The sequence below is a fragment of the Ruegeria lacuscaerulensis genome (assembly GCF_013034745.1).
Classification (GTDB): domain Bacteria; phylum Pseudomonadota; class Alphaproteobacteria; order Rhodobacterales; family Rhodobacteraceae; genus Ruegeria; species Ruegeria lacuscaerulensis_B.
In genome coordinates this window covers 63,203-76,012 of sequence record NZ_WQGP01000006.1, presented here as the reverse complement: position 1 = coordinate 76,012, position 12,810 = coordinate 63,203, and the positions used below count along the sequence as shown (strand labels likewise).

Sequence of the window (12,810 nt, the reverse complement as noted above, 5' to 3'; positions counted from 1 at the left end):
TTGAACAGAAGAAGCAAGGGCAGTTTTTGAGATGAGTTTGACGTCAGATCAGATGGAATTGCGCGAAGACGATATTCGTAAGCATTACCCGGCAGCGACCGCCTTGCTGAACGGGTTCGAGCATGCGCCGCGGATTGCCAAACCGGTTGAGGCGGCGGTCGAGCGGTCCTCGGGCGTGTCGACGGGGCGGCGGTTTCGATCCACCACACCGGGGTTGGTGACACGGCGCACGGTGCGCGCGGATGGGGTGCATCTGGTCGAGCGGATCGAGGCTGCGGATGATGGCGATGCGTTGGTTTCTCCGCAACAGGCCACGACGCAGCAGGCTGTGCGCCGCGCGATTGCCATCGCCCTGGCCGTGGCCGAGGCTTATGCGGAGCAAACCGCTCTGGCCGATCTGAAGCGCGCCAATCTGGCGGGGGATTTGCCAGCTGCGCGCAAGAGCGAGTTTTCGGAATTGCTGACGGCTGAGGCTTTGATTACATCTCACACCTTCGGCAATGCACTGGCGTATCTGATGTCGTCCCATCTGGGCGAAACCACCGTTGATCTGGGCGAGATTGAAGAGATTCTGACCGACAATGGCCAGCTTGCGCTGCACGGTGCCTTGTGGGAGCTGGATCAGATGTTGGCGAAACACGCCCCGGACGATGCGCATCTGATCGCGGCCACCAGCGCCTATGCCGAACAACTGATGGACAAGGCCGCCCTACGCGCGCAGTCGGCGGGTCATTTGACCCCGTTCCAGAACGCCGCCTGGCATATCGAGGCGGATGACTTGACGATCCGGGGGTTCGAACCCGCCTCCAAAGCCAAATCCACCACCCTGACCATGACGTTCAAGAAACCGAACGAAGTGGTCGGCAACCATATCGCCAAATATCAGGCGATGAAGCTGGCCAAGATGCTCATGGCCTATGATTTTGACCGCCGCCTGAACCCGTTTGCCGAGTTGGGCGGGTTCATCTTTACCTTCATGGGCGACGGCAAACCGGGCACCGGCAAGACCACCCTGATCCAGATGATGGCCGGGTTGATCAACGAATATTGCCAGAACGCGGGCTATCCGTTCCGCTATCAAAACCTGAGCACCGACAATATAGACAGCTATCAGGGCAAGTCCGGTCAGAACGCCAAGGCGTTTATCAACACGATCATCGACCCCTCGGTTATCGGCTTTGGCACCATCGATGATATCGACCAACTGGCAGGCAAACGCGGCGACCGGCAGTCCAGCGCGGGCCAACTGGAAATCACCGCCGTGCTGATGGAAAGCTTTGCAGGTGCCAACACTGTTGTGCGCGGCAATTGCACCTTTGGCATGTTCTCGAACTACCCCGAGAATGTGGACGACGCCCTACGCCAGCGGGCGGGCGCGCGGTTCCTGGTGGACGGGCCGCAAACGCGCGAGGATTACATCGACATCCTGCACCTGTTAATGGGCCGCAACCACGATATCCCGCTGGGTGAACACGACGCCTATGCCGCGCAGGAGATTAAAAAGGCCGTCGCCGCCAGTTTCGAAAGCCACTCCCGCCCGCATGAGGACGCCTTGCTACAGGTCTATGACCGGGTTTCCGGTGAGATCGGCCAGATGGACACAATTGCCAAGCTGGGCACCTACCTCAAGGCGATCCAGCAGGCGGACGAGCGGTTTACGGGTCGCGCGATCAAGAACATCACCGACGCGGTCAAGGTCCGTGCGATGGATTTCGAACTGCCGGATGAGTGGATGGAGAACCCCGACCTGTTCCTGTTCCGCGACTACGACACCAAGAAGGGCATGATCGAGGAGCTGCGCCAGCCGATCACGGTCGAGATGGTGATGCAGGAAATCAACCGCTACGCCGACAGCGAGTTCCGCTATGCCGACAAGAGCGATGAGGTCGCGATTGAAAACGCTGTGCGCGAGATGGGTCGGATGGAAGAGGCCAAGCGACGGTATCTGGAGGGGAAAGGGTGACGGCTACTTTGATCAAGCAATCAAACTGTCCAGATCAGTTGGCTGAAATGCCTTCACGTTTTCTTGGTCGGCCGTTGTTACCTCATGTGATCGCGCAGACTTTGAGCGTCAGAGCGCGCACTGATGCGCTCTGTCAGTCAAAGGAGAAAGAGACATGACGTTGACAGTCGCAATCATTGGTTTGGCCCTTGTTCTGGGCCTGATTTTGCCTTTGCGCTGGGGTGTGATCGGTTTTTTGGCTGCCGTAGCGGTACTGTTCCTGACCCAATTCGGCGTGAACGCGGGTGGCGGGTTCGAGGGCACCTCATGGGAAGAGACGCTGATCCTGTTTGAGGGCAGCGTGGTGTCTTACATCGGGTTCAACCTGCAAATCACCGCGCGGGCGTTTGCGTTGCCGTTGTTGGTGTTGGCGGTTGTTTTTGTACGCCGTGCGACAGCGAGTGCAGATTAGTCGATATTCATTCAACAAAAAGGAAAGGATAGGGCCATTTGAAATCCAAAGGACTGAAAAGGATCATCTACATTCTAGCGCTGCCTTTGTCGGGCGCGTGGCTTATAGTCTTCGCCGAGTTCGGAGAGTTATGGCCGTTTTCCAACATTCCAGTCGAGTTGGACGGTCAAACGCCTTCGAGCGCTTTTAGGAAGAGCTTTTTTGGGTTGGCCGTCGTCGTTTTCGTGATTGTAGACTTACCTAACATTCTGGGATGGAACGACCGTGCGAAGCGACTGGGCTCCCATTCAAACGAAGATACGACCAATGCTTGATGTACGAAACGTTGTCTGTGAACTCCCAGCGCGAATTCTACTCTTGGAGGCCTTCCAATGATCCGCCTCATCGAAAAAGGCCTGATGTTCGGCAATCTCGTCCACATCTCCAGCCCGGCTTTGGTCGAGCGGTATAACCGCGCGTTGCAGCATCTGGCGGGCAAGGCCACTCAGCTGACGGATTTCCACGTGGATATCTCGGGCTATTCCCCAGAGATCGGGCAGGAATTGGACGACCCGCTCTACCTCAATCCAAACGGGGTGAACCGGCAGTTCATCCTGCTGACGACCGAGCAGAAACGCGCGCCTTTGCTGAACGTCAAATTCTCGACCTCGCGCGACATTCTGCGCGAGTTTATCGAGATGAACGAGGCGCAGTTGTTCGCCCTGACCGCCACCGATGCCGTGGCCGGAGAGCTGGTGAACTCGGTCTTCAAACTCAGCACGCCCAATGATCTGCTGAACCTGCGCAAGATTGAGATCGAGGCCGATACGGTCGGCGGCACCTTGCGCAAGGCTGAACAGCTTGCGGGTTTGGTCGAACGGTTCAAGACCGAACAGGACGCCTGGTTCGATGATGTTCTGATTGCCGAGATGATCGATACCGCCAAGGACACCGGTGACGTCACCCGCAACCCGGTTCGGCTGCGCCACACAGCCTTTGAGCAGCCGAATTTCTGGACCGCGCATTATGGCGGGCTTTACCTTTTTCCGGACCTCGACCATCCGGCGGCGATCTGTATGGGTGATACGCCTGACGATCTGTCGATGAAGTATGTGTTCCACAAATCGCAGCGCAATCAGATCGCCAAGTTTCTGGGCTACAACAATCTTGTCGAAACGGTCATCGAGGCGCGCGGCGTGGATTCCGCCGCCATTCTGCAACAAAAGATGGATTTTCTGACCGTGGCGGCGGCTGCGGGTTCAGGGGTTGATCTGACAGGGTTGGAGCGCCGCGACATGCGTCGTCTGGCCCGAAACCACGCCGACCACCTGCCCGATGCCTATCACGGGTTGGCGCAATTGCTGCGCTGGGCGACCGATGGCGGGCCGTGGCCGCGAATCACTTCGGACCATCCGGCCTATTTCTACACCCTGCGCGCAAAGGACACCCCGCATCGGGATCTGGTGAATATGCTGCTGGCCGAATTGGCCCCGTTGGACCCGCGCCAGTTGTTCATCTGCCACAAGGAATTGTTCTACAGCACCTACAAAACCTGGCCTGACAACAAGAAAACCTATGTTGCCGACTTTCTCGCGCGCGAGTATCAGGTGGACAAGGCCGGGGCTCGCGCCGCCTTGTTTGGGCATGAGCCCGACATGAGCGGCCAGGACCGGGTCAGTGAGGCGGTGATTGCGCGGGTCGGCCCCTGGGGCGCATTGGAGAGAGGGTGAATGTTCGTCGCGATACGATTTCTGATCCCCCTGTTGATTGTCCTGACCGTGATCTATGTTGGGCTGTCGATCTATTCCCGTCTGGTGCGTCGCCGCAAGCTGATTGCCCATTGGGAAAAGAAAGGGTTGCGCGGTGATCGTGACGCATTTCTTGAACGTGGGATGCGGCAGTATGACAACTCGTTTCGCAAGAAACTGTTGTTGGGTGTCTATGTCATCCCGCTTGGGGCGATTGCCCTGTTGATCTATATAACAAATTTCATGTGAGGACCGGATAGATGGTCTATGTCAAATGGGCGTTCATCATTGTGTTCTGGGGGCTGATTGCCTCGGTTTTGGAATACACTCTGCCACAACAGGATGTGGTGCGTATCGTGAAGACCGAGGTGCGGCGCGTCGATTTCGGTGAGAATTCGATCTTTTGGGCGCAGCAGGACACCGGGCAAGAAGGTGCGCAGACCGTCAACCGCGACGTGCGCTTTGTCGAAACCTTCCGCCCCAACGGCAAGCCGCGCGTCTATCGCAACGAAGATACCGGTTGGGGCTGGCCACCCTATTTCAAGTTGGATAGTTCCAACTTGCAGGCCGAGTTGACCAACCTTGTTTCGACAGCAGACAACCCGCAATGGGTGGTTTTGCGCCACTATGGCTGGCGCAATCAGCTGATGTCGATCTTTCCCAACGCTGTTTCCGTACGCCCCGTCGACAGCCCGGATGTGCGCCTGATCCCCTGGTTCAACATCATTTTTCTGACGGTGCTCGCAGCGCTGATCTGGGCCATTTGGGTGCGTTGGCGACGCTTCCGCGCGGCGCGGGTCGATCCGGTGATCAAGAATGTTGAGGATGGGCTCTACGCTGCCGGCGACGCGATCGGCGAACAAAGCAGCCGTTTCAAAAAGTGGCTGAATACCTGGAAATCGAAGTAACGTATTCCAGATACCGGGTCTGCTGCCATTCTTTGCCGAAGCAGACCCTTGTACATCTAGCGAACGACAAATTCCGCATGGAGCGCCCCAGCGGCTTTGATTGTCTTGAGGATGTCGATCATGTCACGCGGCGACACACCAAGCGCGTTCAGGCCGGCGACAACCTCGGACAAGGTTGTCGCCTCGGGAATTTCGGCCAATCCCGTGCCTTCTTCCTCTTCGATCCCGGCGATCGTGCGGGGCACCACAACAGTTTCTCCCCGGGCAAATGGGTTGGGTTGTATCGCAATTGGGGCTTCCTCGACCGTTAGGGTCAGGTTTCCTTGCGAGACTGCGACGCGCGAAATGCGCACCTCTTGTCCCATTACGATTGTGCCTGACCGTTGATCGACGACCACGCGGGCCTTTGTTTCGGGCTCGACCAGGATGTTTTCGATCCGACCGATCGCGTGCGCTGTTGATATGGCCTGAGTGGCGGCGATGTTCAGCTCAACGGTGCCCGAATCCCGCATGATGGCAACAGGTCGGTTGAATTCGGTATTGATCGCCGCCTCAATTCGGCCTGCGGTGGTGAAATCCGGTTCGCGCAGGGCCAATCGCATCTGTGTCAGGGTCGACAGATCAAAGTCGATTTCCCGTTCCACCCGCGCACCCGAAGGGATCACGCCCGCGGTCGGCACGCCTTGCACCACGGTTGCGGCCTGACCTTCAGCCGAGGCACCGCCCGCAAGTACTGTACCCTGCGCGACCGCATAGATCTGCCCGTCGGCGGCGTTCAGCGGGGTCATGATCAATGTCCCACCCAACAGGCTGCTGGAATCCCCTATGGCAGAGACTGTCACGTCAATCTGCCCACCTACCCGCGCAAATGGCGGCAGGCTGGCTGTCACCAGCACAGCCGCTACGTTTTTGGGACGAAAATCTTCACCGGTGACGTTCACGCCCAGCCGTTCCAGAATGTTCGACATGATCTCTTCGGTGAACGGCGAGTTGCGCAACCCATCCCCGGTTCCGTTCAGCCCGACCACAAGACCATAACCGACCAGATCGTTGCCGCGCACTCCGTCGAAATCCACCAGGTCTTTAAGGCGGATTGCCCCGGCAGATGCCAGGCTGGGCAGCAACATCAAAAGGAAAACAAGAACTCTCATCTCAGGAAATTCACCAGTGACAGGTTGGCGTTGCGGACTGTGACGGAATACAGGCTTTCCAACTGGAACTGGACTGTTTGCAGCTGTGCCGCCGTTTCATAGGGGTCTGCGGCGATCAGTTTGTTGCGGCTGTATTCCAGACTGGTCCGGGCGGCATTGTTGCGCGTGGCGGCTTGTTCAATCCGCGCCTCGGCCACACCGATCCTGGCCCGCAGATTGACGGTTTCGTTCTGGGTATTGGCCAGATCAACCCCGAGTTGCTTGAAGAGATCTGTTCGTTGATCCCGTGGAATTCCCAAGGCAGGGTCGGCGACAGCGGCCGCAACAGCGATATCGCGCAAGGCCGCCTTGAGCGCAGGATCGGTTGCCGTCACCGGGACTCTGACGCTTTCTGATTCCGATATTTGCATTGGGGACAGCGTTGTTGCAGAGCCTCGATAGATCACCGCATCAAAACCTGCCGGATCGTTGAACCAATCCTCGGCGCGTTGACGGATATCGGCCACTGTAACCGCCCCGGTTAGCTCGGTCTTGAGCGCGGCCAGCAGGGTTTGCGCCGGCGGTAAAGGAGAGACATCGGTCGCCGTTCCGGAAAACAGGCTGCGCCCGCCCGCCCGCGTGTTCAGCGCAGAAATAACCGTGTCCAACTCATTCTGCGCCTGAACCGAGGCGTTTTCGTGGGTCACGGCCTGGTTGGATGTTCCGAATGACAGCAGAGATGCAGTGATTTCCGAGACGGAATGGTCAACGGTTGTCAGGCTCAGCTGCATGGCATCGGTGAACAACCCGGCCTCGGACGTGGCGACCTGAAAGGCATCAAGTCGGGCAAGGCTGCGATCCAGATCCAAGAGATGCGAATAATCTCCGTCCAAACGGCCCGATACATCCTGCACTTTGCCGGTGGCCATTTCGTAGGACAGTGTTTCGATCTGGTTTTTGATGTCGGTCGCGCGAGTTTTCAACGTCAAACCCCGCGCCAGATCTCCGATAGACGTCAGACTCATTCTTACAACCTCAACAGGGTTTCCATCAGCTCATCCACTACCGAGATCAGCCGCGCATTGGCGGCGTAGGTCTGCTCGATCTGGATGAGGCGCTGTAATTCCTGATCCGTGTCGACGCCCTGCTCGGCTTCGATCCGGGCCATCTCTTCTTGCGTGCTGTTGGCGAAAACCAGACGCTGATTGGCCGTATGCGCGTCGGCCCCGGTTTTGGACATCAGCGCTTCGGTCAAGTCCGAGGCGCGCATATCTCCGGTGCCGAAAACTGGGTTTGCAACCGGCCGGGCCGCACTGAGGATGGCGCTGAACGCATGCAATTGCGAGGCATCCCCCGGATCACCCGGAGCCGCCGCCCCAAGCCCCACGCGCAGCCGCCAGCTTTGGCCACCCGCATCAGGATCGACGATTTGGTTCAGACTGATTCGCGACGCAAGTCCAGCCGGAGCAGCCGGGTCAAACCGATTGCCTGCATCCGTAAACACCCCTGCGTCAGTGGGGAGGGCGGTCGGGTCCAGCCCCGGTGTTTCGAACCGTTCGATCAGGTCTTGGGCCACCGTGTCCAGATTGGACTGAACCTCAACTGCAAGCGTGTCGCGGATAAGGAACTGCGCGGCCAGTGCGCCGCCTCGGATCTGCGCGTTGTCGCCTAATGTTCGAACCGAGTTACCGTTTAGTGTCAGACCTGAAAGCAGCCCGTTGTCGACGGTCATATGGGGCTTGGTGTCACCGGTCGTGGTGTAAGAGAACTCGGCCGCGCTGCCCTCTAAGAGGATCAAGCCGCCGTCAGAATAGATCGATACCTGATCATTCGCGCGCGGCACGACGTTGACGGGTAAGATCTGGTTCACCTGATCGATTAGTACTTGGCGCTGATCCAGAAGCGCGCCGATGTCGCCCCCCGCATATTTCACGGCGGGGATTTTGGCGTTGATCTCTTCCAGATCTTTGAGTGCCTGGTTCAGGCTGTCCACCTGTTTGCCGATTGCGCGATCGGCGTCCGATCGCATCTGACGCAACCCTTCCGAGGTCGCGTTCAATTTGTCTGCAAGGTCGCGCCCCGTACGCGCCACCTGATCCAACCGTTCGGACGAATCAGGTAGGCTGGCGGCGGTAATCAGACTGCCGTCGAAATCGGCAAGCCTAGCCGCAAGCGAGGTCGAATCGTCGGGTCCGCCCACCAGACGTTCGAATTGAGTGTGAAACCCCGAAACAGCTGTTTGAAGGGAAAGATCCGCGTCCGCGCTTCGCCTATTGGCCGTCAGGACCGGGTCCTGGTGCCGAACCACGCCGACACTCCGAACGCCGTGGCCGGAAATCGTGTTGGTCGTCAGCTCCAGCGACCTGCGCGCGTATCCCGGTGTCAGCGCATTGGCGATGTTGCCGGAGACAACTGCGGCGCCGCGGCTGGCGGCGGTCAGGCCGCCGATGGCGTTGTTCAAGGCTGTCGACATGTTCATGAGACAGATCCCCCTGGGTTATCGTTTGATATTGGTGGTTTCCTGAAGCATCTCATCCACCGTCTGGATCACCTTGGCACTTGAGGAATAGGCCCTTTGTGTCTGGATCATCGAGGTCAGTTCGGTCGCCACATCGGTCGTGGATTCCTCGCGCGCGAATGAGACCAGATCGCCGGTTGGACCCTCGCCCGCGTTCCACAGGAAAAAGGTCCCGCTTTCACGGGAGGGGGCGTAGGTCTGGCTGTCCAGTGCCGTCAGCCCGTTCGGGTTGGGCACATCCGCCAGCGGGATCTGGAACATGCGGCGACTGACGCCTGTGTCATAAAACGCGTAGACATATCCGTTCTCGTCGACCTGAACGCTGGTCATCGTTCCAACCGCCGAACCATCTCGGGTGATCGAGACCGGAGCAAACGTATCCGACAACTGCGTGATGCCATCGGCGTCGCCAATCTGACCGATATTGATCTCCATCGGGCCGCCCGCCACGTTCACCATCAGGCTTCCCGTCGCCGGGTCATAAGCACCACCGGAAACCGCTGTCACGCTGGCCAGTGTTCCGCCCGCGGTGCGACTGTCGGTGAAAGTCAGGGTATATTCCCCGACGATTGCCCCACCCGACGCGGAGTCGCGCAGGATCATAGTCCACTCATTACTACTGCCTGTGGCGGGAACCGTTGGGACCAGCTCAATATCCACGCTTTCCGATTTGCCCAAATTGTCGAAATATTCAACCGACAGGGGCTGTGTGTCGCCCGGTGCCCCGGCATCGGTGGCCGTGGCGGGCAGGTTCATACGCAGGTTCATCTGTGTGGTTGGCGCACCGGACAGTTGGTTGACGCTCAGCTGGATTGGTTCCAGCGCGGCAGGTGTGTCGCGCGGTACAGCCGGGATTGTCCCGTCCGGATTGGCGCGCCAGCCCAGCAGCACCAGTCCGGATTCCGTGACCAGATACCCTTCTTCGTTGGTGCGAAACGAGCCCGTAGTGGTCAGCAACATCTCATTCGAGCCACTCGCGATTTGCGAGCTGGGCCGCACCGGCAGCATCCCACGCCCGCGTACGGCCAGATCGGTCGAATTGTTGGTGGTCACAAGCGAGCCGCGCTGGTCGATCAGACGCTGGCTGGTGGTGCGGACACCCCCCGCGGAATAGCTGCCGCCCTGACCGGACGTGACCATGGAATGAAAATCCGTCTCGACCCGTTTGTATCCGAAAGTCGATGAGTTCGCGATGTTGTCGGAAATGGTCGCCAGCCGGTTGGCATTGGCCTTCAATGCGGCCACACCGGCATTCAGCGAAGAAGAAATAGTCATTGGCACGCCCTTCTGTTGCGTCAATTCTTGATGCAACAGCTAACGCGCTGGGCCTTAACAGCGCGCTAACAGGTAAAATGCGTCCTACCTTTTGCGGTCAAGGATTGCGTAGAAAGATGACCTCAACCCTGTTATTGCGCACGGCCATCGGGTTTTTGGCCGTCAGTTCTCGGTCAGCATGTCCCGTGACGCGATCCAGTCGAGACGGCGTAACCCCTTTATCCTGCAGCATTTGCCGCACTTTCTGAGCGCGCGCGGTTGATACGTCCCAGGCCGGGTTCTGTGCCAGAACCACGGGCGAGGCGCGCACATGCCCTTCGACGGCCACCGCATTTGTCACCAGGTCCGAGGACCGCGCCACCAAAAGTGCCAGCGCCCGCATCATCGCCGTTGGTGTGTCACTATCCGATTCGAACAGGGGCTGGTCTTCGGTATCGAACAGCTCGACCACAAGACCTTCGTCGGTGACGCGCGTGACGATGTGCTGCAAGACCTTGTTCGAGACCATGCTTTCGCCTGTCCGCCCCATCAGTTCGGCCTCAAGCGTGGTGAAATCCTGAACCTCGCGCTCGCCGCCATCTGCACTGACCCCGATGGATCCCTGCGCCTGCCTTGCTTCGGTCGGTCTGCGTTGACTGGCGCCAGAACCGCTCATGGCCAGGGTCTTCTCCGAGAACATATTGTCACCACCAAAGGCCCCGCTACCCCCACCCGAAACCGGGTTCACCGGGATCGTCGGCGAAAAATAGTCCGCCAGCCCTTTGCGTTGTTTTTCCGTCGTTGCATTCAGCAGCCACATCAACATAAAGAACGCCATCATGGCCGTGACAAAGTCGGCATATGCGACTTTCCACGCGCCGCCGTGGTGGCCATCACCACCTGACACACGTTTCTTCTTGATGATGATTGGCGCCGCATTGGATTGCGCACCCATCTCCACCACCTTTTTTATCACCCGACTACAGGGGTAGCCGGGCAGGTCTTAAGGTGGGCTTAACACTTAAAACTGTCTTGATTTCCCTATCGCGGAAGGTTGGATCCGGCCCGCCGCAAGATCAGGTTCAACCGGTTGAAGCTGCCTTCGATCCCATCTGGTTCAGCCTTGGCAAAAAATGTATCCAGTTCCTCATGCACGCGCACGGCCTGATCCAGCAGCGGGTCTGCGCCCTCGGAATACAGCCCTGCCTTGATCATCACCTCGGATTGCTCGTAGCTGGCGACCAGCTTGCGGGCCTCGGCGATCATGCGGTTTTCGTCTTCGGTCGCCGCGCCGGGCAGGCTGCGCGAGACTGAGCGGCTGAGGTCGATGGCCGGGAAACGCCCGCGCTCGGCAATTTCGCGACTCAGGACAATGTGGCCGTCCAGAACGCCGCGCAGAATGTCGGCCACGGGTTCATCCATATCCGATCCGGCCACCAGAACACTGAACACGGCGGTGATATCGCCCTGATCCGCCGTCCCCGGTCCGGCGCGTTCGCACAGACCGGCGATCAGCGGCGTGACCGACGGAGGGAAACCGCGAAGGGACGGGGATTCGCCCATGGCGACGGCGATTTCGCGATGCGCCTCGGCAAAGCGAGTGACCGAATCGGCCAGAAACAGCACGTTCAGCCCCTGATCGCGCAGATATTCAGCCACCGACATCGCCGACCAGGCGCAGCGTCGGCGGGCCAGCGCGGACTGATCCGAGGTCGCGGCCACCACAACCGACCGTTTCATCCCCTCGGCCCCCAGCGCGTGTTCGACGAATTCATTCACCTCGCGCCCGCGTTCACCAACCAATGCGACGACAACGGCATCCGCCTGCATCGACTTGGCCAGCGTGGCCAACAGCGTCGACTTGCCCACGCCCGAACCCGCGAACAACCCCACGCGCTGCCCTTGTACCACCGGCAGCATGGTGTTGAGCATGGCCAGCCCGGTCTCCATCCGCGTGCCCAGCGGTTTGCGGGCGACGGCAGCGGGCGGGGCCTGCATGATGTCGCGATCCTGTGTGCCGGGCAGCAGAGGCTTGCCATCCAGTGGTTTCCCGAACGGATCAACCACCCGTCCAAGCCAATGCATCCCCGGCGCAAACTCAGGCGTCTGCTCTAGAATCACCCGGTCGCCCAGACAAACACCATCGGGCGCGGACGCGGGCATCATATGAATCAAATCCGATTCGACATGCAGCACCTCCCCGCCTAGATCCGGACTGCTGCGTCGCCGAAGGGTCAGGTGGTCGCCGATCCGTGCTTGCCCTTCAAGTCCTTGAATTTCAACAACTCCACGCGCCACGCTGGACACACGCCCCACATGGCGCACAGCGGAAAGACGGTCGAATTCGCATTTTAGAAAGCTTGGGTCGAGATCGGACATCGTGGGTTCTCCAACGGGTTTCTGAAAACGGTTTCTAAAGGAATCGGGGTTAAGCCTTGATTGAAATTGATCGAGGGAGAAGCCCCGATGTTCTATGACCTGAACGTCTTTAAGACAGCGCACGCAATGGCAACCCATGCCGGGCAACGGCAGGCCGTAATTGCGCGTAACATGGCCAATGCGGATACGCCGGGCTACCAGCCCCGCGATCTTGAGGCCTTTCGAACAGCATTCGAAGAAACCGGGCTCGAGGGGGCGATGATCGCCACGCGGGCCGGGCATCTGAACGGCAACAACGCGTCGCAGCCTTGGGCCGAATATGACGTCGCGCCTTCGGGCGATCCCAATGGCAACGGTGTTTCTATCGAGGAAGAGATGTTCAAGGCGGTCGAGGTCAAGCGCCAGCATGACCGCGCACTGACCATTTACAAATCTTCGATGAACATCCTGCGCACCAGTCTTGGCCGGTCATAAAGGGGT

12 protein-coding genes are annotated in these 12,810 nt (G+C 59.0%); 6 read left to right on the top strand and 6 right to left on the bottom strand.

Features of this window, described 5'->3' with window-relative positions:
• Nucleotides 1-31: 31 nt before the first annotated feature.
• From GOV79_RS13070 to GOV79_RS13050, 5 genes are all read left to right on the top strand, one after another.
• Complete coding sequence (locus GOV79_RS13070; protein WP_170790112.1) at nucleotides 32-1,963, top strand: AAA family ATPase; 1,932 nt, start codon at nucleotides 32-34, stop codon at nucleotides 1,961-1,963.
• 154 nt (nucleotides 1,964-2,117) lie between these two features.
• On the top strand, nucleotides 2,118-2,414 hold the full coding sequence (locus GOV79_RS13065; protein ID WP_170790111.1) for a hypothetical protein: 297 nt from the start codon (nucleotides 2,118-2,120) through the stop codon (nucleotides 2,412-2,414).
• Nucleotides 2,415-2,785: 371 nt separating this feature from the next.
• On the top strand, nucleotides 2,786-4,123 hold the full coding sequence (locus GOV79_RS13060; RefSeq protein WP_170790110.1) for a DUF6638 family protein: 1,338 nt from the start codon (nucleotides 2,786-2,788) through the stop codon (nucleotides 4,121-4,123).
• The gene (locus GOV79_RS13055) at nucleotides 4,124-4,390 is read left to right on the top strand and encodes a hypothetical protein (RefSeq protein WP_170790109.1); all 267 of its coding nucleotides are present in this window, start codon (nucleotides 4,124-4,126) and stop codon (nucleotides 4,388-4,390) included. It begins immediately after the preceding gene.
• Between the two features lie 11 nt (nucleotides 4,391-4,401).
• Entirely contained in the window at nucleotides 4,402-5,049 is a 648-nt protein-coding gene (locus GOV79_RS13050) for a DUF1523 family protein (protein WP_170790108.1), read from the top strand.
• Between the two features lie 56 nt (nucleotides 5,050-5,105).
• Here the strand turns inward: GOV79_RS13050 and GOV79_RS13045 are convergent, their stop codons facing one another.
• The 6 genes from GOV79_RS13045 to GOV79_RS13020 all read right to left on the bottom strand — a co-directional run bounded on the left by GOV79_RS13045 (nucleotide 5,106) and on the right by GOV79_RS13020 (nucleotide 12,330).
• Nucleotides 5,106-6,200: a flagellar basal body P-ring protein FlgI gene (locus GOV79_RS13045; protein ID WP_170790107.1), complete on the bottom strand. Its 1,095-nt coding sequence runs from the start codon at nucleotides 6,198-6,200 to the stop codon at nucleotides 5,106-5,108.
• Nucleotides 6,197-7,204: a flagellin gene (locus tag GOV79_RS13040; protein ID WP_170790106.1), complete on the bottom strand. Its 1,008-nt coding sequence runs from the start codon at nucleotides 7,202-7,204 to the stop codon at nucleotides 6,197-6,199. The genes GOV79_RS13045 and GOV79_RS13040 overlap by 4 nt, the downstream gene beginning before the upstream one ends.
• A gap of 2 nt (nucleotides 7,205-7,206) precedes the next feature.
• Nucleotides 7,207-8,658 (bottom strand): flagellar hook-associated protein FlgK, encoded by a 1,452-nt coding sequence (gene flgK, locus GOV79_RS13035; protein ID WP_170790105.1) that lies wholly within the window; start codon nucleotides 8,656-8,658, stop codon nucleotides 7,207-7,209.
• Between the two features lie 18 nt (nucleotides 8,659-8,676).
• Nucleotides 8,677-9,972 (bottom strand): flagellar hook protein FlgE, encoded by a 1,296-nt coding sequence (locus GOV79_RS13030; protein ID WP_170790104.1) that lies wholly within the window; start codon nucleotides 9,970-9,972, stop codon nucleotides 8,677-8,679.
• Between the two features lie 97 nt (nucleotides 9,973-10,069).
• Nucleotides 10,070-10,906, bottom strand: coding sequence for a flagellar motor protein MotB (locus GOV79_RS13025; RefSeq protein WP_170790103.1), 837 nt, complete (start codon nucleotides 10,904-10,906; stop codon nucleotides 10,070-10,072).
• An 86-nt stretch (nucleotides 10,907-10,992) separates the two neighbouring features.
• The gene (locus GOV79_RS13020) at nucleotides 10,993-12,330 is read right to left on the bottom strand and encodes a FliI/YscN family ATPase (RefSeq protein WP_170790102.1); all 1,338 of its coding nucleotides are present in this window, start codon (nucleotides 12,328-12,330) and stop codon (nucleotides 10,993-10,995) included.
• 87 nt (nucleotides 12,331-12,417) lie between these two features.
• Here GOV79_RS13020 and GOV79_RS13015 point away from each other — a divergent pair, with 87 nt between their 5' ends.
• On the top strand, nucleotides 12,418-12,804 hold the full coding sequence (locus GOV79_RS13015) for a FlgB family protein (RefSeq protein WP_170771566.1): 387 nt from the start codon (nucleotides 12,418-12,420) through the stop codon (nucleotides 12,802-12,804).
• Nucleotides 12,805-12,810 lie beyond the last annotated feature (6 nt).

Bases quoted from the DNA above. Each gene is read 5' to 3' on its own strand.
- GOV79_RS13025 (WP_170790103.1), bottom strand. From the start codon at position 10,906: ATGGGTGCGCAATCCAATGCGGCGCCAATCATCATCAAGAAGAAACGT.
- GOV79_RS13015 (WP_170771566.1), top strand. From the start codon at position 12,418: ATGTTCTATGACCTGAACGTCTTTAAGACAGCGCACGCAATGGCAACC.
- GOV79_RS13045 (WP_170790107.1), bottom strand. From the start codon at position 6,200: ATGAGAGTTCTTGTTTTCCTTTTGATGTTGCTGCCCAGCCTGGCATCT.
- GOV79_RS13070 (WP_170790112.1), top strand. From the start codon at position 32: ATGAGTTTGACGTCAGATCAGATGGAATTGCGCGAAGACGATATTCGT.
- GOV79_RS13060 (WP_170790110.1), top strand. From the start codon at position 2,786: ATGATCCGCCTCATCGAAAAAGGCCTGATGTTCGGCAATCTCGTCCAC.
- GOV79_RS13030 (WP_170790104.1), bottom strand. From the start codon at position 9,972: ATGACTATTTCTTCTTCGCTGAATGCCGGTGTGGCCGCATTGAAGGCC.
- GOV79_RS13040 (WP_170790106.1), bottom strand. From the start codon at position 7,204: ATGAGTCTGACGTCTATCGGAGATCTGGCGCGGGGTTTGACGTTGAAA.
- flgK (WP_170790105.1), bottom strand. From the start codon at position 8,658: ATGAACATGTCGACAGCCTTGAACAACGCCATCGGCGGCCTGACCGCC.
- GOV79_RS13020 (WP_170790102.1), bottom strand. From the start codon at position 12,330: ATGTCCGATCTCGACCCAAGCTTTCTAAAATGCGAATTCGACCGTCTT.
- GOV79_RS13065 (WP_170790111.1), top strand. From the start codon at position 2,118: ATGACGTTGACAGTCGCAATCATTGGTTTGGCCCTTGTTCTGGGCCTG.
- GOV79_RS13055 (WP_170790109.1), top strand. From the start codon at position 4,124: ATGTTCGTCGCGATACGATTTCTGATCCCCCTGTTGATTGTCCTGACC.
- GOV79_RS13050 (WP_170790108.1), top strand. From the start codon at position 4,402: ATGGTCTATGTCAAATGGGCGTTCATCATTGTGTTCTGGGGGCTGATT.